Here is a 23467-nt window from a genome sequence, read left to right on the forward strand (position 1 = left end):
ACGAGCCGGGATCGCGGAACCGTGGAGGGGCGCTGGGGCGCCGCTTGAGCCGAGCCGTTCTTGAGCCGACGGGGCGACGGGCCCCGGCCAAGGTGTCGATCACCCGTGTCGGGGCCGCCTTCCCGCTGCCTAGAGTCAGTCGACGGGCGGCGCGAAGCCCGGGCCCGCGAGGCCCGAGCGGGCGCACCCCCGGGGCCGGCAGATCGCGCGGCGCCCGCTTCGCAGCCACACCATCCGGTCCGACCGGCACACCTGCCATCCCGAGGGAGCCCACATGTCCGACACCACCGAGTCCACCGCCGCCGACGGCCTCGACCTCCTGGACCTCGACCTCAGCGAGCTGACCGTCACCTCCCTGCGCGACACCGTCGCGCTGCCGGAGAACGGCGCCTCCTGGGGCTCCTGCTCCTGCCAGGCCTCGTCCTCCTGTGCGCAGCCGCAGCTCCCGGACGTGCCGACCGCCTGACGCCGCCGCTCCTGCTCCTGCTCCTGCCGAGGGGTCGTCCTGCTGTGCCCGGCGGCAGGTGACAGAGTTCTCCCGATCGACTGACGCCACGTCATGAACCCGGCCGTAGGCTGATCCTGTCGGTCAGGCCCTGCGGGGCCGGCGCCGCCACCCGAGGCGGACCCGGCGCGTCCTCCCGGACGTGCCGGATCCGCCCCGTGCGCGGCGCACCCGTGGGGGCCGGCGCGTCCCGCAACACCCGCTTCGCGGGCGTCCCACCCCGGTTCGGCCGGGGCGCCCGCCGTCACAAGGGAGTTCGCCATGTCCGACACCACCGGGCCCACCGATGCCGAGGGCCTCGGCCTCCTGGACCTCGACCTCAGTGAGCTGACCGTCACCTCCCTGCGCGACACCGTCGCGCTGCCGGAGGGCGGCGCCTCCGACGCCTCCTGCTCCTGCCGGGGCTCGTCCTCCTGCGCCCACCCGCCGGCACCGGCCGTGACGACGGACTGACGTCCCACCACCAAGGTTCGGCCGTCGGCTGATCCTGTCGGCCCGGTTCCCGGACCCGGCGCGTCCACCCGGGCGCGCCGGGTCCGTCCCGCGCTCCGCGCGAGCCCCCGCCGGGCCCGCGAGTTCGCCGGCCGGTCCCAGCAGTGCCGCCATCGCCACGCCTCAGGCCCCGTCGGAGGGACCCGCCATGCCCAACCGTGCAGCCCCGCCCCGGGACGACCGGGCCGCCGGCGGTGCCCAGGCGCCGGCCTCGGCCGCGTACACCGCCGACCACACCCTGGTGCGCTCCACCGTCCTCGCCCGGCCCGCCCAGTCCTCGGCCTCGGCCGGCGCCCGGGCGCTGCTGGCCGCACTCGCCGCCGCCGAGACCACGGCCGAGGCCCTTCGGCAGCCCCTGTGCGACGACCTCTTCGCCAGCCGGGCCGGACACGACGAGGAGTTCCACCGCCGGGTCGTGCTGCCGTTGCGCCGCGACCTGCACAACCGGCGGCCCCCGCGGGCGGCGCTGCTCGACCGGCTCGCCGACCTGCCGCGCCGCCTCCCGCGACTGGCCGAGTGGCTGGAACTGCGGCAGCTGCGGGCCTGGCTGCTGGCCGCGCTCGCGGACGCCGTCCCGCCCGCCCTGGCCGCCGAGCGGGCCGCGCTCGCGGGCATCTGCCGGGAGCCCGCCTTCACCCGGGCCGTCGCGCTCACCAGCGCCGAACTGCTGCGCGCGGTGGAGCGTACGGCGGGAGCGAGCGGGGAGCCGCGCGGCCGGGCGCGCAAGGAGGAGGCGGCGGTGCTGCGCCACGCCCTGCGGGCCACCGCCAAGACCAGCCCGCTGTCCTGGTTCACCGCCGTCGGCTGGGCTTCGGGGGAGACGGCCTCCGGGGAGACGGCCTCGGGGGAGGTGGCCGTCGGCGAGCCGCGCGCGGTCGTCCGGGAGAACCGGGCACTGGTCGCCGCACTCGTCCAGGCCCTGCTCGACGACCCGCGCCGCAGCCGGACCCTGCCGCACCGGATGACCAGCGCCGCCCGCACCGCCGATGGCCGGGCCCGCTACGCCCGCGCCGAGGCGGTGTTCGCGGGCGGGCGCTACCTGGTCACCCGCGAGGAGGAGGTCGAACTCGCCGACCGGCCCGAACTGGCCCTGCTCGCCACGCTCGCGGCCACCCCGGACCGGCCGGACCGGCTCGCCGCCCGGCTCGCCGAGGCCCTCGGCCGCCCGGGGGAGGACCCGGCCGCGCACCGCTTCGTCGGTCGACTCCTGGCGGCCCGGCTGCTGGTGCCCACCGAGCCGGTCGACCCGCAGGACCCCCAGCCGCTGCGCGGCCTCGCGCACTGGCTGCGGCAGTGGCCGGAGGACACCGGGACGGCCGACCGGATCGATCGCCTCGCCCTGGACACCCAGGCGCTGGCCGAAGCGCCGGGCGCCCGCCGACCCGCGCTGCTGGCCGCGCTCGCCGAGGACTGGCGGCGGGTGCTGGCCGACGCCGGACGGCCCGTACCGGACGGGGCCGCGCCGCTCAGCGTGCTCGGCGAGGACGTCCACGCACCGGCGCCGCCGGAGCCCCGGCCGGGCCCGGCGGACCGGGCGGCGCTCGCCGAACTCACGGCGCTCGCCGAGCTGTTCGACCACGGCCATCTGATGCGCCGGGCGGCCCGCGACCGGTTCGTCGCCCGCTACGGGGCGGGCGGGGTGTGCGACGCCCCGTGGGACTTCGGGGCACAGGCGGCACAGGCCTGGGCCGAGGCGGCGCCGCCCGAGGAACTGGGCGCGCTGCGCGCCGAGTTCGCCGACCTCCCGGAGTCGGACGGCGAACTGCTGCTTCCCGCCGAGCGGGTCCGAGCCCTGGCGGACCGGCTGCCCGACTGGACCGCGGCCCGGCCGCTCAGCTACTCCTGGTTCCTCCAACGCGACTGCGTGGACGGACTGTTGTGCGTCAACCACGTCTACGGCGGATGGGGGCGCTTCACCAGCCGGTTCCTCGACGGCACGGCCCCGCAGGCCGCCGGCGAAGTCGCCCGGGCGCTGCGGGCCGGACTCGGCGACGGCGCCCGGGCGGCCCAGGTCCGCCCGGTCGGCGGCTTCAACGCCAACCTCCATCCGCTGCTGCTCGCCGACGAGATCGGCCCCGACCGGCGCTGGACCAGCCTCGCCGAAGCCGACCTCGACCTGGTGCACGACCTCACGGACGACCAGCTCCGCCTGCGGCTGCGGAGCACCGGCGAACTGCTCGACGTCCTCTACCTGGGGTTCCTCGCCCCGGTCATGCTGCCCCAACGGCTGGGACCGCTGCTCGACGACCACCCCAACGGCGCCGTCGACTTCCGCCCGATGCTGCCGCGCACCGCGCTGGCCGCGCCCGGCGGCAGTGTCCAGCGCACCCCGCGCCTGCGCCACCGGCACGTCGTGCTCGCCCGCCGCCGCTGGCACCTGCCCGCCGGGGTGCTCGACGCCCTGCGGGCCGACCTGGCCGCCGACCCGGGACCGTACGGCGTCCCCGCCGCGGCCGTCGCCCGCTGGCGGGCCCGGCTCGGCCTGCCCGAACAGCTCTTCCTCCACCCCGTACCGGCGGCCGTCGACCCGGCGGGCACCCCGGGCGACGCCTTCGTGGCCCACCTGCGGGCGCCCAAACCGCAGCCCGTCGACCTCGGCAATCCGCTCCACCTGTGCCACCTCGCCAGGTGGCTCACCCGGCACCCGCGCGGCGTGGTGCTGGAGGAGGCCCTGCCGGGCATCGGGGGGCAGGCCGAGCCGCGCCGGGCCGTCGAGCTGGTGGTGGAGACGTACCGGCCGGGGCGTGGGCGGAGCACGCGCGCCCACCGCGCCACGGTCGAAGGGGCCCGCGATGAGTGACCGGGCCGGTCGGGGGTGCCGCAACGGTGGGCCGGCCCGCCGGGGCCCGTGCGGTGCGCGAGGGCGGTCCGCCGACGGCTCGGCGGCCGGGGTCCGCCTCTGCCGAGCGGCACCGGCGGCCGTGCGGCCCGGAGGCGGCACCGGGGGCGGGCGGTGCTCGCTGTTCCGCCCGTTCCGCCGGGCCGAGGAGGAGCGCGATGAGTGACCCGGCGGGGGCCGTCCGCGTCCGGCGACCGCTGCGGTCGCTTGGCGCGGAGGCGCTGCGTGGCGGCCGTCCGCTGTCCGCCGTTCCGTCCGTTCTTCCGGTGCCGAGGAGGCGCACGATGAGTGATCCGGCCGAGGGCCACGGGCCCGTGGGCGCCTGGGACGTGGTGCTGTACCACTACCAGCCCGACAAGGCCCGCGCTCTGCGCGAAGCCGTGCTGCCGGCGGCCCGGCGGCTGGCGGCCGAGGGGCTGGCCGTCCACGTGGAGCGGCACTGGCGGTTCGGGCCGCACCTGCGGCTGCGGCTGCGCGGCCCCCGGGCGCGGGTGGCCGACGCGGCGCGCGGGACCGCCGAGGCGCTGCGGGAGTGGGCGGACGCCCACCCCTCCGTCGCCGACCGGTCGGACGAGGAACTGCTCGCCGAGGCCGCCGTCGCCGGGCGGTCGGAGCTGGTCGCGCCGCCGTACGGGCCGCTGGTGCCCGACAACACCGTGGTGACGGCCCCCGTCGACCAGGCTGTCGAGCACTCCCTGCGGACCCTGCTCGGCGCCGACGCCGCCGATCTGCGCGAGGACCTGCTGCGGATCGGACTGCCCGCCGTCGACTCGGCCTGCCACTTCCTCGGCGCCCACGGCGACCTCCCGCAGGCCCGGGTGCACCTGGTGGTGACGGCACTGGCGGCGCACGCCACCGCGCACCCGGACGGGCTGGTCGGAGCCCACTACTCGGTGCTGTCGCACCTGGAGGACTTCCTGGTCCACGAGGACCCGGACGGCGGACTGCGGGCCGGCTTCGAGCGCCGGTGGGCGCTCACCGGCCGCTCGGTCACCACGCTGGTGCGCCGGATCACCGAGGGCGGCGCGCGCGGTTGGGAACGGGACTGGGCGCACTGGTCGGCGACCGCCTGGGCCCTGGCCGAGCGGCGGCTCGCGGCCGGCGCCGACCTCGGCAGCCGCCACACCGAGTACCGTGAGCGCGCCCGGGCCCTCGGCGACCGGCCGACCGCCGAACGCTGGGACGCCGAACTGCGCACCCGCTACAGCGAGTTCCACCACCTGCTGCACCGGGCCGACCCTGGCGGCACGATGTGGCGCCGCCCGGACTACCTGATCAACCGGGCCGCCACCAACGGCCTGTACCGGCTGCTGGCGATCTGCGACGTCCGCCCGCTGGAGCGCTACCTCGCCGCGCACCTGCTGGTGCGCAGCGTGCCCGAACTGACCGGGCACCGGTGGCAGACGCTCCTCGGCGCCGGGTCGGCGGGGGATGCGGCGGTGGATGCGGCGGCGTACGCGGAGCGGACGGCATGACGGCCGCACCGCGGCCCGCCCGGCCCCGGCTGCGCCCCGGCGTGGCGGTGACACCGCTGCGCGACGGGCTGCACCTGCGCGGGCGCGGCACCAGCCTCACCCTGGAGGGCAGCCGGGCGCTCCCGGCGCTGTGGCGGCTGCTCGCCGCCCGGCTCGGGCCCGACGCGGGAACCGAGCCGGGCGGCGAGCCCGAGCCCGCCGAGCCCGCCGATCCCGCCGCCGAGCCGAGAGTGGAGGCCGCGCTGGCCACCGTCACCGCCCGGCTGCGCGAGCACGACCTGCTGGTGGACCACCCGGACGGATCCCCGCTGCCGCCCTGGGCCGGCGCGGTGGCCGACGATCCCGGCGGCGCCACGGCCGCCCTGGCCGCCGCCCGGCCGGTGGTGGCCGCCGCCGACCCGGACGGCCCGCTGGCCCGCGCGGTGGCACGGGCCCTCGCCCGGGGCGGTACCGGCCGACCCACGGTGGTGGCCGAGCCCGCGCTGCCCGCCGGCCGGGTGGTGGCCACGGCCGACGGCCCGGTGGCGGTCGCCGTGCAGTGCGGCGCGGACGGCGGCTTCGTCACCGAGCCCGCCCACCCGGACCGGGCGCGGACGGACGCCACGGCGCTCGCCGCCCGGCTGGCCCTCCGCCCCGCCGCCGAGCCCCCGCCGCTGCTGGGCGCCCTGCTCGCCGCCGCCGGCGCCCAGCGGCTGCTCTGCGCCGTCGCGGGGCTGCCGGACCCGGGCGCGTCGGCCGACGACCCCCGGCTGATCGCCGGGCGCCCGGCCGTCCTGGTCGCCGAGGCCCGCCCGCCGCGCGCCGAGCACCGCCCCTGGGCGGCGGCCCCCGGGGAGGCCGCCGCGCCGCCCCGGGACCTCGCCGAGGCGCTGCGCCGGGTGGACGCCCTCGGCGATCCCAGACTGGGCGTACTGGACGCGCCGGTCCCCGGCGAACTGCCCCAGCTGCCGGTGGCCCTGGTGTCCTGCGCCACTCCGTCCGGCACCCTCGCCGCCGGGGCCGCCCGGACGGACCTCGCCCGGCTGGCCGCCGCCTGCCGGTCGGCCGAACTCCACCTGGCGGCGCTGGACCCGGGCACCGCGCCGGTGGTCGGCGCCGACCCGGACCACGCGCTCGGCCGGGCGCTGCGTCGAGCCGTCCTCGCCCGGCCCGCCCGGGGCGACCGCACGGTGTCGGAGAGCACCTGGCGGGACCACCCGCAGGCCGCCCACTGGTACGGCGTCCTGGCCCGCCGACTGGGCCGCCGACCGAAGCTGACGGTCCATCAGATCGGCGGCGTACAGGCGTACCTGGCCCGGGTGGAAGGAGTCCACGCGGTCGAGGCCACCCCCGCCGACGCCGTCGCCCACGCCGCCGTGAACGCGCTCACCCGCCTGCTGGCCCGGGACGCCGGACTCACCGCCGCCCACCACGCCGCCCTCTGCGGCGCCGCCGCCCCGCTCGCCGCCGCCGGGCGCGCCCCGGCGGCCTGGACGGGACCGGGCTGGACCGGCCGGTGGCTCGCCGAACTCGCCGACCGGGAGGCCGGCCTGCGCGCCGCGCTGCTGCGTCTGACCGGCCTGCGCACCGCCCGCCGGCAGCCCTCCGCCCCGGGTGCCCGGCCGATCGCCGACGCCCTGGACGGCTGCGGCTTCACGGTGCTCGTCCTCGCGGAAGGCCCCCGATGAACGCGCTCCCCACCCTCACCCCGGCCGAGGCCCTGGCCGCCACCGGCGGCACCGCCGCCGTCCACCTCACCGAGTGGACCCTCGGCCTGGCCGCCCGGCTCAGCCGGCACGCCCTGGCGCACCCCGTCCGGCTGGTGCCGGTGTGCGAGGACGGCGCGCTGACCGTGGTCGGGCCGCTGCTCACCCCCGGCGCGCCGGCCTGCCTCGCCTGCGCCGAGTACCAGCGGCTCGCCACCGCCGGCGGACGGGTGCCGTGGCAGAGCCCGGACCTGGCGCTGGCCGGCACCGGCACCCCGGCCTTCGCCGAGGCGGTGGCCGCGCTCGCCGCCGACCTGGCCGCCGCCCCGCCGGACCCGGCCGGTGCCACCGTCCACGTCGTGCACGGCGGCTGGGCCACCTGGTCCACCCACCGGGTGCGCCCGGTCGGCGGCTGCGAGGTCTGCCACCCGCTGCCCGCCGACACCCCCGACGCCGCCCGACTGCCCGCCAGCCCCCGCCCGCTGCCCGACCCGGCCGTACTGCGCGGCCCCAACGACCGCTCCGGTGTGCGGCAGTTGAGGGAGGAGCTGTACGACGAGCGGTTCGGGCCGGTCCGCCGGCTGTTCCGCAGCGAGGACTCCGCCTTCGCCCTCACCACCGCCTGGGTCACCGACGGCCGGGGGCTCGACGACGGCGGGTACGGCCGGGCGGCGGACTTCCGCGCCAGCGAGCGGGTGGCCCTCTTCGAGGCCGTGGAGCGCCACGCGGGCATGCGGCCGCTCGGCCGCCGGACCGTCCTTCGGGCCTCCTACGCCACACTGGAGCGGGAGTTGGGCCCAGCCGCCGTACTCGACCCGGTGCGGCTCGGACTGCCCGACGCCGCCCACCCGGGGCACCCCGCCGTGGCCACCGTCCCGTACGACCCGGAGCTCGTCCTCGACTGGGTGCACGGCTGGTCGCTCACCCACCGCCGCCCGGTCGCCGTCCCGGAGCACGTCGCCTACTGGGACGTGCCGGGCCGAGACCGCCCCCGCGTCGTCTACGAGTCCTCGAACGGCTGCGGGCTCGGCAACAGCCCCCAGGAGGCCGCGCTCTACGGCCTGTTCGAGGTCGCCGAGCGCGACGCCTTCCTGATGGCCTGGTACGCCCGCACCCCGCTGCCCGCCGTCGCCCTGCCCACCGAGGACCAGGAGATCGCCGAACTCGCGGACCGCGCCGGGCTGTTCGGATACCGCCTGACCCTGCTCGACGCCACCAACGACCTCGGAATCCCCGCCGTGGTCGCCCTCTGCCGCCACCGGGGCGACCACCCCGAAGCCCCGCGCACCTTCCTGGCCGCGGGCGCCCACCACGACCCCAGGGCGGCCATCCGCTCCGCCGTCGCGGAGGTGGTCACCAACGTCCAGGAGGCGCCGCAGCGCGACACCGCCCCGGGCGGGCCGCGCGACCCGGAGCGGCTGCGCCCGATGCTGGAACGGCCCGAGCTGGTCCTCAGCCTGGACGACCACGTCGGCCTCAACACCCTGCCCGAGGCGCAGCCCCGCCTCGACTTCCTCTTCGCCGGCCCGCCCCCGGTGCCCTGGACGGAGCGCTGGCCCGGCGCCCCCGAACCGGTCACCGACCTCACCGACCTGCTGGAACGCACCGTCGCCCGGCTGGCGAGGGAGGGCCTGGAGGTCATCGCGGTCACCCAGGACGAGCCCGGCGCCCGCGACCGGCTCGGCCTGCACTGCGCCAAGGTCGTCGTCCCCGGCACCCTGCCGATGACCTTCGGCCACGTCAACCGCCGCACCCGGGGCCTGCCCCGGCTGCTGGAAGTCCCGTACCGCCTCGGCCGCACCCCGGCGCCGCTGCGCCACGACGAACTGCCCCTCCACCCGCACCCGTTCCCCTAGGCCGGCCCAGTCGCCCGGAAGGACCGCGATGACCACCCGACCGATGCCGGTCACCCGCTGGCACAGCCTGCACCTCGCGCTGCCGCTGTCCGCCCGCGAGGCCGACGCCTTCCTCACCGAGGACCTCGCCCCGCTGATGGACGGCCTCGCGGACGGCGAGTGGTTCTTCATCCGCTACGGCGAGGGCGGCCCCCACCTGCGCATCCGCCACCGCGCCCCGGACGGGCGGGCCGACGCCCTCGCCGCCGACCTCACCCGCCTCGCCGCCCGCCGCACCCCGCCCGACGGACCGTGGGCGGACGGTCACGGCACGGTCACCGAGGTGCCCTACGAGCCGGAGACCGAACGCTACGGCGGCCCGGCCCTGCTGCCGATCGCCGAGGAGGTCTTCACCCACTCCACCCGCGCCGCCCTCAGCGCCCTGCGCGCCCTCGGCCCGGCCCCCCGGGAGCGGCTGTCGCTCGCCCTCGACCTCGCCCACACCACCGCCCACGCCCTCGGCCTCGACGAACTCGCCGCCTCCCGCTGGCTGCGCCGCCACGCCGCCTCCTGGCGGTGGGTCACCGAGTTCCGGCCGCTGCCCGGGGCCGCCGTGCACACCCGCGTCAACACGGTGTTCGCCCGGCAGCGCGAGGCCCTGGCCCACCGCGCCCGCACCCTGCGCGCCGCGCTGGACGCCGGTACGGCCGCACCCCGGCTCGCCGACTGGGCGGCGCGGGTCGCCGAGGCCGACGCCCTGATGCGGGCCGCCGCGCCCGCCGACGCCGACGAACGGCTGTCCTGGGTCTGGGCCTCCCAGCTGCACATGCTCTTCAACCGGCTCGGCGTCGGCCCCGACGAGGAACGGGCGGTCTGCCGCCTGGCCGCCCGCACCCTGATGGAGAACGGGCAGCCGTTCACCTTCTTCCCCACCGACCACCACGCCCCGGACCACCAGTACCTGGAGCGCAGCAAGTTCCAGTTCGGCCGCGGCGAGGACACCGCCCTGCGCGACCTGCCGTACGGCCCGGCCCCGGTCCCGCGCCCCGGTGACCTCCCGCTGCCCGCCGACCCGCTGCCGCCCGTCACCCTCGCCGACGCCCTGCGCACCCGCCGCTCCACCCGGGGCACGCTGGCCGGGCCGCTCACCGCCGGCGCCCTCGGCGGACTGCTCTGGACGGCCCTCGCCCCCGACGCCGGGACCGGCCACCGCCCGTACCCCAGCGCGGGCGCCCTGCACACCGTCCGGCTGCGGGTGCTCGCCCTCGCCGTGGACGGCCTGCCCGCCGGCACCTACCAGTGCGTCCCGGAGCACCGCAGCCTGCGCCCGATCGGCCCGGCCCCCGCCGTCGACGACCTCAAGGCCCTCTCCTCCTACCTCTCCCGCCCGGCCGGCACTCCGGACGCCATCGGCATCGACGACGCCCCCGCCGTCCTCGCCGTCTATCTCGACCTCGCCCACCTCCGGCGCCGCTACGGCCTGCGGGCCCTGCGCCTGGGCCTGCTGGAAGCCGGCCACCTGGCCCAGAACCTGCTGCTGACCTCGGCCGCCTTCGGTCTCGGCACCACCCCCCTCGGCGGCCTCCAGGACGACCTCGCCCACGAGCTCCTCGGCCTGGACGACCTGGGCGAACCGATCCAGTACCTGCTCCCGCTGGGCCGGCCCGGGGGAACCTCGACTCCGGCTCCCTGACGGCCGGCGGCCGGGTGGGGCGGCGGGTTGGTGGGCCGGCGGGCTCACCGCGCCGCGGGCTCCTCCGGATCCGCCTGCCGGCCGCCGAAGAAGACCTGCACCTCGTGAATCAGCCCGTCCCGCACCGTGATCGCCTCGACGTTGCGGTACCGCCCGCCGGTGGTCAACTCGTACTCGTAGTAGGCGAAGACGAGCTCCCCGTCGGCGGGCGTGACGTGCAGCAGCCGCTGCTCGCGGAACCGGTCGGCGGTGGGGAAGCAGCGCCGGAAGAACGCCTCCTTGTCGAGGCGGTCGTCCTGCGGGCTGGTGAAGCTGAAGTCCTCGGCGTACAGCGGCAGGGCCGCCTCCCGGTCCTGCGACCGGTAGTGGCGGAACGCCGCCTCGACGACGCTCACGGAAGTGCCGTTCATCCGCTCTCCTCGGTCCGGTCCCGGTCCGCCAGACCCAGTGGGTCCGGGGCGGCGTCCAGCAGTTCGGGGCCGTTGTTGCGGACGCTGTTGACGATGGTGGGGACGGCGCGCACGCGCAGGGCGCCGTCGGCCGGGCGGCGCAGCAGGTGGTGGAGCTCGGCGGGGTCGGTGTGGTCGGGGGAGAGCCAGGTGGCGAGGTCGTCGGGGGCGATGGTGAGGGGCATCCGGTCGTGGACGCGGCCGGCGGAGTCGGTGGCGTCGGTGGTGATCACGGTGGCGGTGGCGAGCCAGGCGAGCGGGTCGTCCTCGGCACGGGTGCGGTCGCGCCAGAACTCGTAGAGGCCGGCCATCAGCATCACGCCGCCGGTGCTGAGGAAGTACGGCTGCTTGTACTTCGCGCGGCCGGCGGAGGCGGGGACCTCGCGCCACTCGAAGTAGCCGTCGGCGGGGATCACGCAGCGGCGGGAGGCGAAGGCCTTGCGGAAGGCGGGCTTGGTGTCGACGGTCTCCGAGCGGGCGTTGATCATGCGGGCGCCGCCGGACGGGTCCTTGGACCAGGACGGGACCAGCCCCCAGCGCAGCGGACGCAGTTGGCGCAGCAGCTCGCCGGTCTCCCGGTCGACGCGCTCCAGGACGGCCGGGACCGGGTCGGTCGGGGCGACGTTCCAGCTCGGCGCGAAGGTCTCGGCCGGATCCCACCGGAGCTCTCCGAGCAGTGAGACGAGGTCCTGGGGCGTGGTGGTGGAGACGAAACGGCCGCACATGCCCCCAGCCTGCCACGCCGTACCGACAACGGCGTTCGGTACGGGCGGCGACCGGGCCGGCACGGGGGAACGGCGGTGGCCCGGTGTGTCCGCCCCTTCAGTGACCGCGCGGATCGCGCTCCGTCCACGGGCGCAGCTTCTCCGGGTTGCGGATGGCCCAGATCCGGGTGATCCGGCCGTCCGTCCACTCGAAGGCCGCCACGGTCGCGGTGACGCCCGCTTGCCGGGCCACCAGGCCGGGGCGGCCGTTGACGGACCGTTCGAGCAGGGTGAGCCCGGGTGCCCGGTCGGCGAAGTGGAGCAGGTACTGGGCGATCAGGGCGCCGCCGCGGACCGGGCGCAGGGCGGAGCCGGCCACGCCGCCGCCGTCGGAGGTCATCGTGGCGCCGGGGGCGAGCAGCGCGACCAGGCCCTCGATGTCCCGGGCCTCCCAGGCCTCCTTGAAGTGCCGTACCAGCCCGGCCTGCGCGGCGGTGGGCGCCGCGGGCGCCCGGGCGGCCCGGACCCGGCGGCGGGCGGAGGTGGCCAGCTGGCGGCAGGCCGCCGGAGTCCGGCCGACGATCTCGGCGACCTCGGGGAAGGGGTAGCGGAAGACGTCGTGCAGGACGAAGGCCACGCGTTCGGCCGGAGTCATCGACTCCAGGACGACGAGGAAGGCCATGTCCACCGACTCGTCCAGGGTGACCCAGTCCGCCGGATCGGTCGGTCCGCCGCCGGTGGAGCCGCCGATCCACTCGGCACGGTCGGGAACCGGCTCGGGCAGCCACTCGCCGACGTAGCGCTCGCGCCGCACCCGTGCCGACCCGAGCAGGTCCAGGCAGACCCGGCCGGCCACCGTGGTCAGCCAGGCGCCGGGCGAGACGATCGCCTCCCGCTGCGGCCGCGACAGCGCGTACCAGCGGGCGTACGTCTCCTGCACGGCGTCCTCCGCCTCGGCCAGCGAGCCCAGCAGCCGGTAGGCGAGGTTGATCAGCTGCCGCCGCTCGCCGAGGAGCACGCTCGGGTCCGCCTCGCCCTGCCGCCGCGCGGGCTCGGATGGGGGATTCATGGTCGGGCCGCTCCCTGCCTCGTCTCGTCCGCCGCCGCTCCTGCGCTCCGGGCCGCCGGAGCCCCGCCTCACACTTCGCCGGGCTGTGTCGTCGGATCACCGGGACACTACCGATCGAGTGCCGCGAGGCAGAAGAGGGGAACGTCATGGCCATCCCGACCACGGCAGGGGCGATCACGGAGACGGCGTCGGGGAGGGCGGCGGGGACGGCGGTGGAGCGGCGCACCCGTGCCTTTCTGCGGGTCTCGATCGCGCTCCAGACCACGGCCGTCCTCTTCCAGGCGGTCACGGCCGGCTTGCTGCTCTCCACCTCCTACGGCGAGCCGCTGCACAGCGTCGGCGCGCGGGTGATGTACGGCGCCTCGATGCTCTACCTGCTCGCGGCGGTGCTGTCCCGGCGGCCGGGCGGCGGATCGCCGCGCCCGGTCCTGCACGCCTCCGGTTTCCTGGCGCTCGCCTCGGCGCAGGTGGTCCTGGGCGTCGCGCACGTTCCGGCGGTCCATGTGCCGCTGGGCGTGCTGATCTTCGGCCTGAGCGTGGCGGACCTGGTACGGACGCCGGCCACGCGCTCCGGGCGGTAGCCCCGAAGGCCCCTGCCCGGGCGGGCAGGGGCCTTCGGGGGCGGCGAGGGGCGCGGGGGCTCAGCGCTCGATCGGGCGACTCGTCAGGGTGGCGAGCGTCCGGTCCAGGCCCGGGGTGCCGGGGCGGGGCCGGTTGATCGGGAGCTTGGAGAGCAGCGAGCCCATCGCGCAGGTGTTGGTCAGCGCGGAGAAGGCCAGCCCGCCGCCGACGGCCGCGGAGATCCAGCGGGTGCCGGGCCTGGCGAGGTCGACGAGCAGGCCGGCGAGGACCAGGGAGCCGGCCGCCAGGCGCACCTGGCGGTCCAGCGCCCAGACCCGGCGGGCATCGGCGACCTGCTCCAGCGGTCGGCCGGCGCTCGCCCAGGCGTTGGTGCCGCCGGTCAGGGTGAGGGTGGGGACACCGGCCTCGGCCAGCCGGTGGCAGGCGTTCTCGGCGCGCGGTCCGGCGGCGCAGACGACGGCGATCTCGTTGGTCCCGGCGGCCTCGCGCAGGGCGGGAAGGGCGCGGTCGAGCTGGTCGAGCGGGACGTTCAGGGCGCCGGGGATGTGGCCGGCGGCGTACTCGCCGGGGGAGCGGACGTCGATGAGGGTGAGTTCTCCGAGGCGGGGCTGGAGCTGTTCGACGGTCAGCGGGGTGGGGGTCATGGGTTCGCCGGGTCCTTTCGGGGACGGGTGGGGCCATCGGTGGGTGGGGGATCGGTGGTGTTCGGCGGTCGGCCGGGGGTGGCTGGGATCGGCGCCGACGGGGTGATCAGCTCAGGGTGGTGACCAGCATCAGCGCGGCGACGCCGAGCAGGGCGAGGGCGAAGGTCCGCTGGAGGGCGCGCCCGCTGAGCTTGTCGGCGAGCCGCTTGCCGTCCCAGGCGCCGAGGACGGCGGCTCCGGTGAAGGGGGCGGCCACGGCCCAGTCGATCGCCCCGGTCGCGCCGAGGCGGGGGAGCAGGGCGGCGAGGGAGTTGGCGGTGATGACCAGCAGGCTGGTGCCGACGGCCTCGGCCATGGTGAAGGCGAGCACCGAGACCAGGGCCGGGACGGCGAGGAAGCCGCCGCCGACGCCGAGCAGTCCGGTGACCGCGCCGAGCCCGGCGCCGGTCGCCGCCGAGCGGCCGGGTCCTGTGGCGGAACGTTCCTGCGCCCGCGCCTTGGGCGGCATCAGCATCCGCCAGGCCGCGAGCGCCGCCAGCACCGCGAAGGCGCTGGTCAGCAGCGCGCCCGGCAGACGGGCGGACAGCGCTCCGGCGGCCGTCGCGAAGGGCAGTCCGGCGGCGGCGAACAGCGCGCCGGTGCGCCAGCGGACCCGGCCCGCCCGGGCGTGGGCGAGCAGTCCGGTCAGCGAGGTCGCGGCGACGATCACCAGGCTGGCCGTGGTGGCCAGCGCCGGGCTGAAGCCCAGCAGGTAGACCAGCGCGGGGACGGCGAGCATGCTGCCGCCACCGCCCAGCCCGCCCAGGGCGAGCCCGACCACCGCGCCGGCGGCGAGCGCCAGGAGCAGCGCGGTCATATCACGTGCCCGGCGTCGCCGCCGGGCGTGGTGACCGGCAGCCCGGCCAGCGCCCAGGCACCCATGCCTCCGGCCACGTTCAGCACCTCGACACCGCGTGCGGCGAGCAGCTCGGCCGCGCGCCGGGCGCGGTGCCCGGAGCGGCAGACCGCCAGCACGGTCCGCCCGGCCGCCTCGGGCGGCAGCGGGACGCCCGCGACCAGCGCGATCAGCGGAAGGTGCAGCGCGCCGGGGGCGTGCCCGGCGGCGAACTCGGCGGGCTCCCGGACGTCGAGCAGCACGGCGGCGCCGGTGCGGGCCAGCTCGTGCGCCTGGACGGGCGTGGCCCGGCCGGGCGTGGCGTTCGGTCCGGGGGTGTGCGGCAGCGAAGGCATGCGGTTTCTCCAGTGGTGCAGACCGGACCGCAGTGGTCCGGAGTGGTGGGGGCGGCGCGGGTCCCGCGGGCGTCCGTACCGGCCTGGCGGCCCGGTGCGGCGGGGTGACCGGCGCGTCCTCGGCCCCGTCCGTACCTGGATCGGCGGCGGGACGCTGCCCCTCGACGCCCACCATAGTACCCCCGGGGGTATTATCGAAATCGTTCGGCATACCCCCGCCCGTATCGCTACGGCAAGCCGTATGCTCGGAAACATACCGTGGGGGGTATCAAGACGGCGCTGTGGCGCCCGACGCCCAGGAGGGTTCCCCGTGTACTTCGCCCAGTTCTACCTCGACTGCCTCTCCCAGGCCTCGTACCTGATCGCGGACGAGCGCACCGGCCGCGCCGTCGTGGTCGACCCGCGCCGCGACGTGGACGAGTACGTCGCCGACGCCAGGGCGCACGGCTTCACCGTCGAGGCGGTCATCAACACCCACTTCCACGCCGACTTCCTGGCCGGTCACCTCGAACTGGCCGACCGCACCGGCGCCTGGATCGGGTACGGGCGGCGCGCGGAGACCGAGTACCCGATCCGCAAGCTCGCCGACGGCGAACGGATCGAACTGGGCGACGTCACCCTGGAGATCATGGAGACCCCCGGCCACACGCCCGAGTCGATCAGCATCCTGGTCTTCGAGCAGCCCGACGACGCCGTTCCGTACGGCGTGCTCACCGGCGACGCGCTGTTCATCGGCGACGTCGGCCGCCCCGACCTGCTCGCCTCGGCCGGTGTCACCGCCACCGAACTCGGCGCGATGCTGTACGACAGCGTGCACCGCAAGCTGATGGGCCTGCCCGACGAGACCCTGGTCTTCCCCGCGCACGGCGCCGGCTCGGCCTGCGGCAAGAACCTCTCCACCGACCGCCGGTCCACCATCGGCCGCGAGCGCGCCACCAACTACGCCTGTGCCCCGATGGACGAGGCGGCCTTCGTCGACCTGGTCACCGACGGCCAGCCCACCGCCCCCGGCTACTTCGGCTACGACGCTGACCTCAACCGCCGCGAGCGCGAGCTCTTCGACCCGGACGCCGTCCGCGCCCTGACCGGTGCCGAGTTCCTGGCCCGCCGTGCCGGGGGCGCCCTGGTGGTGGACGGCCGGGACCCGGCCGCCTTCGCCGCCGGTCACCTCGCGCAGTCGTTCAACGTCCCCGCCGACGGGCGCTTCGCCGAGCAGTCCGGCACCGTGCTGGCGCCCGAGAACGAACTGCTGGTCATCGCCCCCGAGGAGCGCGGCGCGGAACTCGTCACCCGCCTGGCCCGGATCGGCTTCGACCGGGTGGCCGGCTACCTCGCCGACCCGGAGGAGGCCTTCCGCGCCCACCCCGAGCTGATGCGCCAGGGTGCCCGGCTCACCGTGCACACCCTTCGTGGGGAACTCGCCGGCCGGCGGCCCCCGTTGGTCGTCGACGTGCGCGGCGCCGCCGAGCGCGAGGCCGGCGCCATCCCCGGCTCCGTCCACCTCCCGCTCGCCGAACTCCCGGCCCGCCACGGCGAACTGCCCACCGACCGCCCCGTCGTCCTGCACTGCGCCGGCGGCAGCCGCTCCTCCATCGCCGCCAGTCTGCTGCGCCACCACGGCCACCCGCACACCTACGACCTGATCGGCGGCTACGGCGCCTGGGAGGCCGCCCCGGAGGCCTGAGCGCACCCACCCGCGACCGGAGCCTGGCCGGACCGGAACCCGCCCGCGACCGAACCCGGCCGTCCCGGCCAAAACCCTGCCCGCCCAGGGGAGTTCCTGAAGGCACCCGCCTCCCGGTCCGCTGTTCCCGGCTCCAGGCCGTGGCCACGGCCCGTGAAGCATCACGCCCGGACCGCGTCCGCCACGGCACGCCCCGCCGCCTTCGGGCGAAGCGCCGATGGGTCGGTGTCCATCGGGGGCCACGGATCGGTGGCGGGTCGCCGGGGACCCCGCTCCGGTTCCCGGCCCCGGTGGCAGGTGCGCACCGGCCTGCGGGCACGGCCGGGCCGGACGCCGAGGATGTGTGCCCGTCGGTTACCGCCCCTTCTCCACCGCTCCCGGTCCGCGCGTCACCGCTCGCCGCACCGCGCGGCCCGCTCCGGGTGCCCGGCCCGGAACCTCACTTGAGGGCCCGCCGGGGAGCGTCGTGCGGGGTGCCGGTGAGGACTCGCCACCGGAGCCGGGGAGGTTCGAGCCGGACAGCGGTGGCCCTGAGGCGCCCCGAGGGCCGCAGGCCCGCCCTCGGGATCGGCCGGGAACCGATCAGCCGGGAAGGCGCGGCCCCGCGGCGAGCGGTACGCCGAGGCGCTCGGACTGGGCGACCGAGGCGGGTGAATCCTGACTCCGGGCTGCCTCCGTCGGGATCCGCGGCGCCGAGGCCGGCTGGCCCGGGGGCGGGGTGTAGCCGGGCAGGCGAACGGTGCCCCACGCGTACGGGTCGGCCTGGGCGCTACCGAACGGGGACCAGGCCAGACGGCTCTTGCCGATCCGGTCGGTGGTGTCGGAGTCGTACACGAGGACGTTCGCGGTCATCCGCTCGGGGTCGACGGCGGCCGGGAGGACCGACAGCGGGATCCGCACCTCGACGGTGTAGCCGCGGTAGGGCGAGGTGACCCGGGAGGCGACGGTCAGCCCGGGGGCGGTGGTGTCCGCCGGGCCCTGGTGGTTGTCGCCGTCGCGCTCCGCGCAGGGGCCGCCGCCGTTCGCGGTGAACGGCAGGATGCCGGTCTTGAACGTGGTCGAGGTGTCGTCGGAGTCGCCGCGCGGATCGATGGCGATCTCGACGGCGTCGGTGCGCCAGTGCCGCTTGCAGTCGTTCCCGGCCTCCAGGGCGCTGCCCATCCGGTCGTCGGTGACCTGGACGAGCACGTAGAGGTCCTCCCCGTGACGGGAGATCCGGGCGGTCGCGGAGCAGTCGGCGGGGGCGCAGTCCCGGCCGGCCCAGTGCCGCAGCGCGAGTTCGGGCCCGGGGTACTCCCCGGCGCCGGCCGCGCCGTCGACGACGGGTGGGCGATCGAGGGCCGGGACCTCGGTCGCGGGAGCGGCGGGGTAGTCGGGCTGGGCGCCATCCGCCAGCCAGGGCATGCCCACGCGCCGGGTCCAGTCGCGGAACTCGGCGTACAGCGGCCTCAACCCCGTCTGGTCCCGGACGGCGGCGGGAACCGGTTCGCCGGCCCGGGCGAGGACGGTGAACCACTCGCACGGCAGCCGTCCGGGCGGGGTGTCGACGGTGGCGGGCAGCGAGCCGAGGCCCTGGGTCAGGTACCTGCGGGCGGCATCGCGCTCGACCTGCGCGAAGGTCTCGCCCGAGGAGCCGGAGCGGGCTCCGGTCCACACACCCTCCACGGGCAGCCCCGTGTGGGGATCCGTCAGCCGGGCGGCGGCGCAGGACGGTCCGACGGGCCCGTCGAACCCCCAGTTCTGGGCCAGCAACTCGGAGGGCCGCCACGGCCGGTACCCTTCGTCGGTGATCTGCCCGGGGAACGCCGTCGGGTCACCGGCGAGCCGGAACGCCTCGACGGCCAGCCGGGCGGCTTCCTGGTGCCCGCCGTGCTGGTCGAAGGGGCGCGGATCCATCGTCACCACGGTGGCCGGGGTGGTCGCGCGGAGCAGTCGGACGATCCGTTCGAGCGTGTCGGTCGGCCGCCCGGGCGCCCGGTTCCAGACGGAGGAGACCAGGGGCGCGGAGAGGGTGTACCAGAAGTCCGGCTTGTCGAGGTAGAAGACGTTGTCGATCCCGGCGAGGCCGACGGCCTCCCGTTCCTCCGTCTCACGGATCAGGCCGAGCCGGGCGCCCTCCTCCGGCCCGACGGCGTTCCCGCCGCCCTCGCCCCGCGTGACGGTCACCACCCCGGTGCGCCGCCCGCCGCGCTCCCGCCACTGGGCGAAGGTGGCCAGCGACTGGAACTCGTCGTCCGGGTGGGCCCCGATGAACAGGACGTCGGTGTGGGCCGGATCCCGTTCGACGGGTGCCACGGCACCGGCGGCGGAGCGGCCCGCCGCACCCTCCGCCGGCACGGCGAAGGCACAGACGCAGGCCACGGCCGTGGCCGCGGCGAAGAGGACGGCCGGCCAGGACCGCCGGAACAGGTTCTGGGTCACGGTTCGTGCGTTCCCTTCCGTGTGGCCGTCGCGACGCGACCGGCGCCCACGACCGCGCGGACGGGCCCGACCGCCGGCCGGCCGGAGTGCCGGTCGCTTCGTGGGCCGCCTCGCGGCGGCTCGGGTGTGATCCACGCTGGTGATGCCCAGCCCGCGTGGAGTGACACCCGGCGGGCGCCACGGTCCCTGGGCCGGGCCCCGGTCAGCCGCCGCCACGGTCGCCGTCGCCGTCGTGCCGCCGCCACTCCCCGGTCCGGGCGTTCTGCCACTCCGTCCCCACGGCTCCCTTCCGACGCGGCCGGAGTGTGGGCGGGGAGGCCCGGTCCTCCCCGCCCACGGTCTCACCGACGGGTTGTCAGGCGGGTTCCAGGTAGTAGAGGTCCGGCTTGCTGTCCTGGACGATCTGGCTGATGTCGTTGGTGTGGGCCGAGGAGGCGACCCACTTGCCGGAGACCTGGGCCTGGAGCGCGAACAGGTTGCTGCCCGCCACCTTCACCATCCAGAACGACTGGTTCCTGGGGACGTCCTCGTCGACGCAGCCTTGCGTGATGATCCAGTTGCCGTTCTCCTGGCCCCAGCGATCGACCGCCATGCACCAGCGCCGCCAGGCGTCCTGGAGGTACACCAGCTCACGGCCGTCGGAATCCCGCTTGCGGCAGACCGTCCACAGCTGGTTCGACTGGTCCTCGCGCTGGTACTGGATCACCGAGCCGTGGTTGCCGGGGGAGAGTGCGACGGTCAGCGGCCGCTGGACGCCGCCTCCGCCCGGAATGATGCGGTTGAGCCGGTGGTCGCAGGAGTAGTTGCTCGTGGGGTCGGCGGCGAGGCCGTCGGCCGGCGCGGGGGCGGCCAGGGCGACGGGGGCGGCGGTGAACAGCAGGGCGCCGGAGACGGCCACCGTGCCGAGGACGTTCAGGGAGCGGCGGGTGCGGGAGCGCTGACGGTGCGGACGGGGCATCGTGGACTCGCTTTCGCGGTGGGCGGGTCGGGCGGCCGGTCGGGTGGTTCCGGTCATCAGCAGACGAGCCGCGCCCGCGCGGCCGCCCGCAGGGTGCCGGCCGGCTCCGGGAAGGAGCAGGCCACGGTGCCCTGCTCCGGGACGTCGAAGGTGGTGAAGGTGCCGACGCCGCTCGGATTGGTGTTGACCCAGTAGCCGGTGTTGCCGCTGCGGGCGCAGATGTACCGGACCCACTCACCGGAGACCTTGCGGGTGCCGCGGTACAGGCCGTAGTAGCCGGGGCTGTTGAAGTTCACGGTGTCGGTCACGGTGGTGGTGCGCGTGGTCGCCTTGGTGCTGGACACCGAGAACCCGACCTTGACGCTCACCTTGGCGAAGATCGCCTTGAACTCGGCGCTCACCTCCGTGCTGGAGTTGATCGTGGTGCTCACCGAGTCGACCTCGCTGAGGGTCTTGGTGTAGCTGCCCGTGGTGCCGGGGGCGATCGCGACCGCGAGGAACTCGGTGACGGTCGGTTCGACGCGGACCGAGGAGATGTCCTCCCAGAGGTAGTCCTTGGCCGGGTCACAGGTGGCGGTCGGCGGTGCGGTGTCGGCGTGCGCGGGCGCGGCGCCGAGGCCGAGGCCGGTGACCGCGACGAGCGCGGCGACTCCAGAGGCGAGGGCGGTGCGCCTGGCACGCGTGGTGCGGGAACTCATGAAGGTGATCCTCCGGTGGAAAGGGACGCGCTCCGATACGCCATGTTCATGGCGTAAAACCCCGTGAAGGAAATCTTCACGTTCGCGGCGGGGTTCCCTCCATCCCAGCTTTCTGGGGGGCGCACACCAGCGGGGCGCACACCAGCGGGGCGCGCCTGCCGGGGCGCGCCTGCGGGGGCGTGGATCAGCAGCGGCCGCCTTCGCCGAGCATGATCCGCGCGACCAGCTCCTGGCGGCTGCCCACTCCGGTCTTGGTGAACACCGACTTCAGGTGGTCCTGCACCGTGTAGGGGGCCATCGCGAGCACCCGGGAGATGTCCCGGGTGTCGCTGCCGCGCACCAGCAGCAGCGCCACCTCCTGTTCGCGGGCCGTCAGTCCGTACGCGGCCAGGTAGAGCGGCATCACCTCGGCCGGTGAGGCCGGTGAGGCCACCACCGTCACCGCGTCCGCCGCCTCGCCGCCGCGCAGGGCGGCGCCGTGCAGCAGGTACCAGCGGTTGTCCCGGGTCCGCACCCGCACCGGCAGCTGCGGCACGGCCAGCCCGTGCGCCGTCCGGCGGGCGTGCTCGGCGGCCATCGCCACGCTGGTCGGGACGGTGAGCGAGCTCGGGGTGGGGTCGGCCAGCCGGGCGAGCAGCTCCTCGGCCGGTCCCGACAGGGCCTGGAGGCGGTTGCGCCGGTCCAGCACCAGCACCGCGGGAGCGGGCTCCGGCCCGTCCGGTGCTCCGGCCGGCACGTGACACGCCCTCAGTGCGTGGCCCAGGTGCCGGGCGGCGGCATCGGCCACCTCGCGGTGCCGCTCCAGGTACGGGCCCCGGTCCGGGGCCCGGAGGAACGCCGCGCACCCCCACATGCCGCCGGCCGCGTCGAACACCGCCCTCAGCTCGTCCCCGAACCCGGCCGGCGAGATCTGTGCCCGGAACCGCACGCTCTCCTCAAGCCGCCCCCTGGTGACCCGGCTCAGCGTCTCGGCACTCACCCCGCTGCGCCGGATCTTGGGAAAGGTCGCCAGATCGTCCTCCCACACCTCCAGCCGCACGGCCTGCTCGAACCCGTCGAGGGTCAGGTCCTCGCTCTGCACCGAGTTCACCAGCCCGGTGGCCGGATCCGCGGTGTGCCAGCACACCGCGTCGAACTCCAGCACCGGCCTCAGCAGTTCGTCCGCCCGCCGGAAGACCTCCGGCGCCGTCAGCCCCGCCCCGGCGAGCTCCCGCATCCCCTCGATCGCCGACCGTGCCGCCACCCCACGAGCCCCGCGTCGTCCCATGAGGGGGACGCTAGCACGTAGTTCGTACTCCCACTCGCACGTTGGCCGACGTGACCACTCCATCTTCCGAGGCGTCGTGACGTAGCGTCAAAGTCCTTACCTGCAAGACTTTTTACGTCCTCTTCGCCGCGCTCCTGCGGCGGTCCGCGACCCGGTGCGGGTGCTGTCCTGGCGGCCGGGTGCTACGGCGCCGACGCCCTGCTCGACCTCGCCGGCCGGGCGGTGCTGCCGAACCGCCGTGCTGCGGGTTCGTCACGGGGCCGTCACAGCTCTCCACCGGCGCTTGCCCGGGCCGTGGCGCTCCCGGGAGCGTGGAGCCACACCAAGGGCACCAGGGGGCGGGATGCGGACGATACGGCTGTCGATCATGCGCCGGTGGGGGAGCAACATCGGGATCGGCTGCGCGCTGGCCCTGGTCGCGTTGGTCGCGCTGGGCGGATCCGGGGCCACCAGCCCGGGGGTGGCCACCGTGATCGGCGTGCTGATCGCCGTCGCCGTCGCCGTCGGGGTGCCGCACACCTTCTGGCTGCGCGAGGAGGAGGGCGGCCTCACCGTGGTCCGGCTGCTGGTCCCGCGCCGCTACGCCTGGTCGGAGATCCGCGGCCTGGCCATGGAGTTCCACGAGGAGATCGAGACCAGCGGCCACGAGGTGATCCTCCGGCTGCGCCTCACGGACCCGCCCGGCCGGTTCTGGGGCCCGCTGCTCGGCCGGGTCGACGTCACCGAGGACGACCGGCCGCGCGGCTTCGAACCGGCCGCCCTGGCCGAACTGTTCGCCCTGTTCGGCCGGCGCGGACTGCCCGTCGACGAACCGGGGTTCGCCAACGCGGTGCTCACCCTCCACGGGCTGCCGCGGCTGCCGCCCGAGCCGGTGCGCGCCGTGCCGGCCGGCCCGGTGCCGACGGTCGAGGAGGCGTACGCGGACGCCCCGGGCGTCGAGGAGGAGGAGAGGCGCCTGGCGGCCTGGCGGAGCACTGAGAAGAGCCCGCCCCGCAAGCGGCGCGAGTACCTGCTGCGCGGCGCCGCGCTCGCCGACCGGACCGCCGCTCTGGCCGAGGGCGACACCGCCCTCGCGAAGGCGGGGCAGGCACGGTTCGCCGCCGGACGCCTCACCGAGCACGACGGCGTCACCGCCGCCGACGGCGAGGACGCGCGGCGGTACGTCCGCCAGCAGTACCTGGCCTGGTCCCGGAGCCCGGCCCGGTCCGGGCGCCGCGGCGGTCGGGAGGAGAGCTGA

The 23467-nt window shown here is 76.5% G+C and carries 20 protein-coding genes; 10 read left to right on the plus strand and 10 right to left on the minus strand.

Translation table 11 applies throughout. The features are described 5' to 3' along the window. Nucleotides 1-274 precede the first annotated feature (274 nt). From ACZ55U_RS20485 to ACZ55U_RS20515, 7 genes are all read left to right on the plus strand, one after another. Nucleotides 275-466 (plus strand): thiazolylpeptide-type bacteriocin, encoded by a 192-nt coding sequence (locus tag ACZ55U_RS20485; protein WP_465527566.1) that lies wholly within the window; start codon nucleotides 275-277, stop codon nucleotides 464-466. Nucleotides 467-766: 300 nt separating this feature from the next. Further along, entirely contained in the window at nucleotides 767-958 is a 192-nt protein-coding gene (locus tag ACZ55U_RS20490; RefSeq protein ID WP_465527567.1) for a thiazolylpeptide-type bacteriocin, read from the plus strand. Nucleotides 959-1145: 187 nt separating this feature from the next. Continuing rightward, the gene (locus ACZ55U_RS20495; protein ID WP_465527568.1) at nucleotides 1146-3797 is read left to right on the plus strand and encodes a lantibiotic dehydratase; all 2652 of its coding nucleotides are present in this window, start codon (nucleotides 1146-1148) and stop codon (nucleotides 3795-3797) included. Between the two features lie 323 nt (nucleotides 3798-4120). Beyond that, entirely contained in the window at nucleotides 4121-5311 is a 1191-nt protein-coding gene (locus ACZ55U_RS20500; protein ID WP_465527569.1) for a hypothetical protein, read from the plus strand. After that, nucleotides 5308-6978 (plus strand): hypothetical protein, encoded by a 1671-nt coding sequence (locus tag ACZ55U_RS20505; protein WP_465527570.1) that lies wholly within the window; start codon nucleotides 5308-5310, stop codon nucleotides 6976-6978. Before ACZ55U_RS20500 ends, ACZ55U_RS20505 begins: the two co-directional genes overlap by 4 nt. After that, nucleotides 6975-8852 (plus strand): TOMM precursor leader peptide-binding protein, encoded by a 1878-nt coding sequence (locus ACZ55U_RS20510; protein WP_465527571.1) that lies wholly within the window; start codon nucleotides 6975-6977, stop codon nucleotides 8850-8852. The genes ACZ55U_RS20505 and ACZ55U_RS20510 overlap by 4 nt, the downstream gene beginning before the upstream one ends. Before the next feature lie 28 nt (nucleotides 8853-8880). Beyond that, on the plus strand, nucleotides 8881-10524 hold the full coding sequence (locus ACZ55U_RS20515; RefSeq protein WP_465527572.1) for a thiopeptide-type bacteriocin biosynthesis protein: 1644 nt from the start codon (nucleotides 8881-8883) through the stop codon (nucleotides 10522-10524). Nucleotides 10525-10568: 44 nt separating this feature from the next. On the opposite strand, the gene ACZ55U_RS20520 is transcribed toward ACZ55U_RS20515, so the two are convergent. The 3 genes from ACZ55U_RS20520 to sigJ form a co-directional block, all read right to left on the minus strand. After that, a complete protein-coding gene (locus ACZ55U_RS20520) occupies nucleotides 10569-10934 on the minus strand; it encodes a nuclear transport factor 2 family protein (RefSeq protein ID WP_465527573.1) in 366 nt (121 codons plus the stop codon). Then, complete coding sequence (locus tag ACZ55U_RS20525) at nucleotides 10931-11698, minus strand: SOS response-associated peptidase (RefSeq protein ID WP_465527574.1); 768 nt, start codon at nucleotides 11696-11698, stop codon at nucleotides 10931-10933. The genes ACZ55U_RS20520 and ACZ55U_RS20525 overlap by 4 nt, the downstream gene beginning before the upstream one ends. A gap of 97 nt (nucleotides 11699-11795) precedes the next feature. After that, nucleotides 11796-12746, minus strand: coding sequence for an RNA polymerase sigma factor SigJ (sigJ, locus tag ACZ55U_RS20530; RefSeq protein WP_465527575.1), 951 nt, complete (start codon nucleotides 12744-12746; stop codon nucleotides 11796-11798). A gap of 146 nt (nucleotides 12747-12892) precedes the next feature. Between sigJ and ACZ55U_RS20535 the strand changes: the two genes are divergently transcribed. After that, nucleotides 12893-13327, plus strand: a complete 435-nt coding sequence (locus tag ACZ55U_RS20535) for a hypothetical protein (protein WP_465527576.1) — start codon at nucleotides 12893-12895, stop codon at nucleotides 13325-13327. Between the two features lie 60 nt (nucleotides 13328-13387). On the opposite strand, the gene ACZ55U_RS20540 is transcribed toward ACZ55U_RS20535, so the two are convergent. From ACZ55U_RS20540 to ACZ55U_RS20550, 3 genes are all read right to left on the minus strand, one after another. Further along, entirely contained in the window at nucleotides 13388-13972 is a 585-nt protein-coding gene (locus ACZ55U_RS20540) for a rhodanese-like domain-containing protein (protein WP_465527577.1), read from the minus strand. Between the two features lie 106 nt (nucleotides 13973-14078). Next, nucleotides 14079-14828, minus strand: a complete 750-nt coding sequence (locus tag ACZ55U_RS20545) for a sulfite exporter TauE/SafE family protein (protein ID WP_465527578.1) — start codon at nucleotides 14826-14828, stop codon at nucleotides 14079-14081. Beyond that, nucleotides 14825-15202 (minus strand): rhodanese-like domain-containing protein, encoded by a 378-nt coding sequence (locus ACZ55U_RS20550; RefSeq protein ID WP_465527579.1) that lies wholly within the window; start codon nucleotides 15200-15202, stop codon nucleotides 14825-14827. Before ACZ55U_RS20550 ends, ACZ55U_RS20545 begins: the two co-directional genes overlap by 4 nt. Nucleotides 15203-15512: 310 nt before the next feature. On the opposite strand from ACZ55U_RS20550, the gene ACZ55U_RS20555 reads away from it, so the two are divergent. Continuing rightward, nucleotides 15513-16886 carry an MBL fold metallo-hydrolase gene (locus tag ACZ55U_RS20555; protein WP_465527580.1) on the plus strand — a complete coding sequence of 458 codons (1374 nt, stop codon included), beginning with the start codon at nucleotides 15513-15515 and terminating at the stop codon, nucleotides 16884-16886. A 582-nt stretch (nucleotides 16887-17468) separates the two neighbouring features. Here ACZ55U_RS20555 and ACZ55U_RS20560 read toward each other — a convergent pair. The 4 genes from ACZ55U_RS20560 to ACZ55U_RS20575 all read right to left on the minus strand — a co-directional run bounded on the left by ACZ55U_RS20560 (nucleotide 17469) and on the right by ACZ55U_RS20575 (nucleotide 22230). Next, nucleotides 17469-19307, minus strand: coding sequence for a sugar-binding protein (locus ACZ55U_RS20560; RefSeq protein WP_465527581.1), 1839 nt, complete (start codon nucleotides 19305-19307; stop codon nucleotides 17469-17471). Between the two features lie 355 nt (nucleotides 19308-19662). Next, complete coding sequence (locus ACZ55U_RS20565) at nucleotides 19663-20322, minus strand: RICIN domain-containing protein (protein WP_465527582.1); 660 nt, start codon at nucleotides 20320-20322, stop codon at nucleotides 19663-19665. Further along, nucleotides 20322-20963, minus strand: coding sequence for a hypothetical protein (locus ACZ55U_RS20570; protein WP_465527583.1), 642 nt, complete (start codon nucleotides 20961-20963; stop codon nucleotides 20322-20324). The genes ACZ55U_RS20565 and ACZ55U_RS20570 overlap by 1 nt, the downstream gene beginning before the upstream one ends. 184 nt (nucleotides 20964-21147) lie before the next feature. Continuing rightward, nucleotides 21148-22230, minus strand: a complete 1083-nt coding sequence (locus ACZ55U_RS20575; protein WP_465527584.1) for a helix-turn-helix transcriptional regulator — start codon at nucleotides 22228-22230, stop codon at nucleotides 21148-21150. 343 nt (nucleotides 22231-22573) lie between these two features. Between ACZ55U_RS20575 and ACZ55U_RS20580 the strand changes: the two genes are divergently transcribed. Then, nucleotides 22574-23467 (plus strand): hypothetical protein, encoded by an 894-nt coding sequence (locus tag ACZ55U_RS20580; RefSeq protein WP_465527585.1) that lies wholly within the window; start codon nucleotides 22574-22576, stop codon nucleotides 23465-23467.

The sequence above is a fragment of the Kitasatospora sp. NPDC034533 genome, from assembly GCF_055575155.1.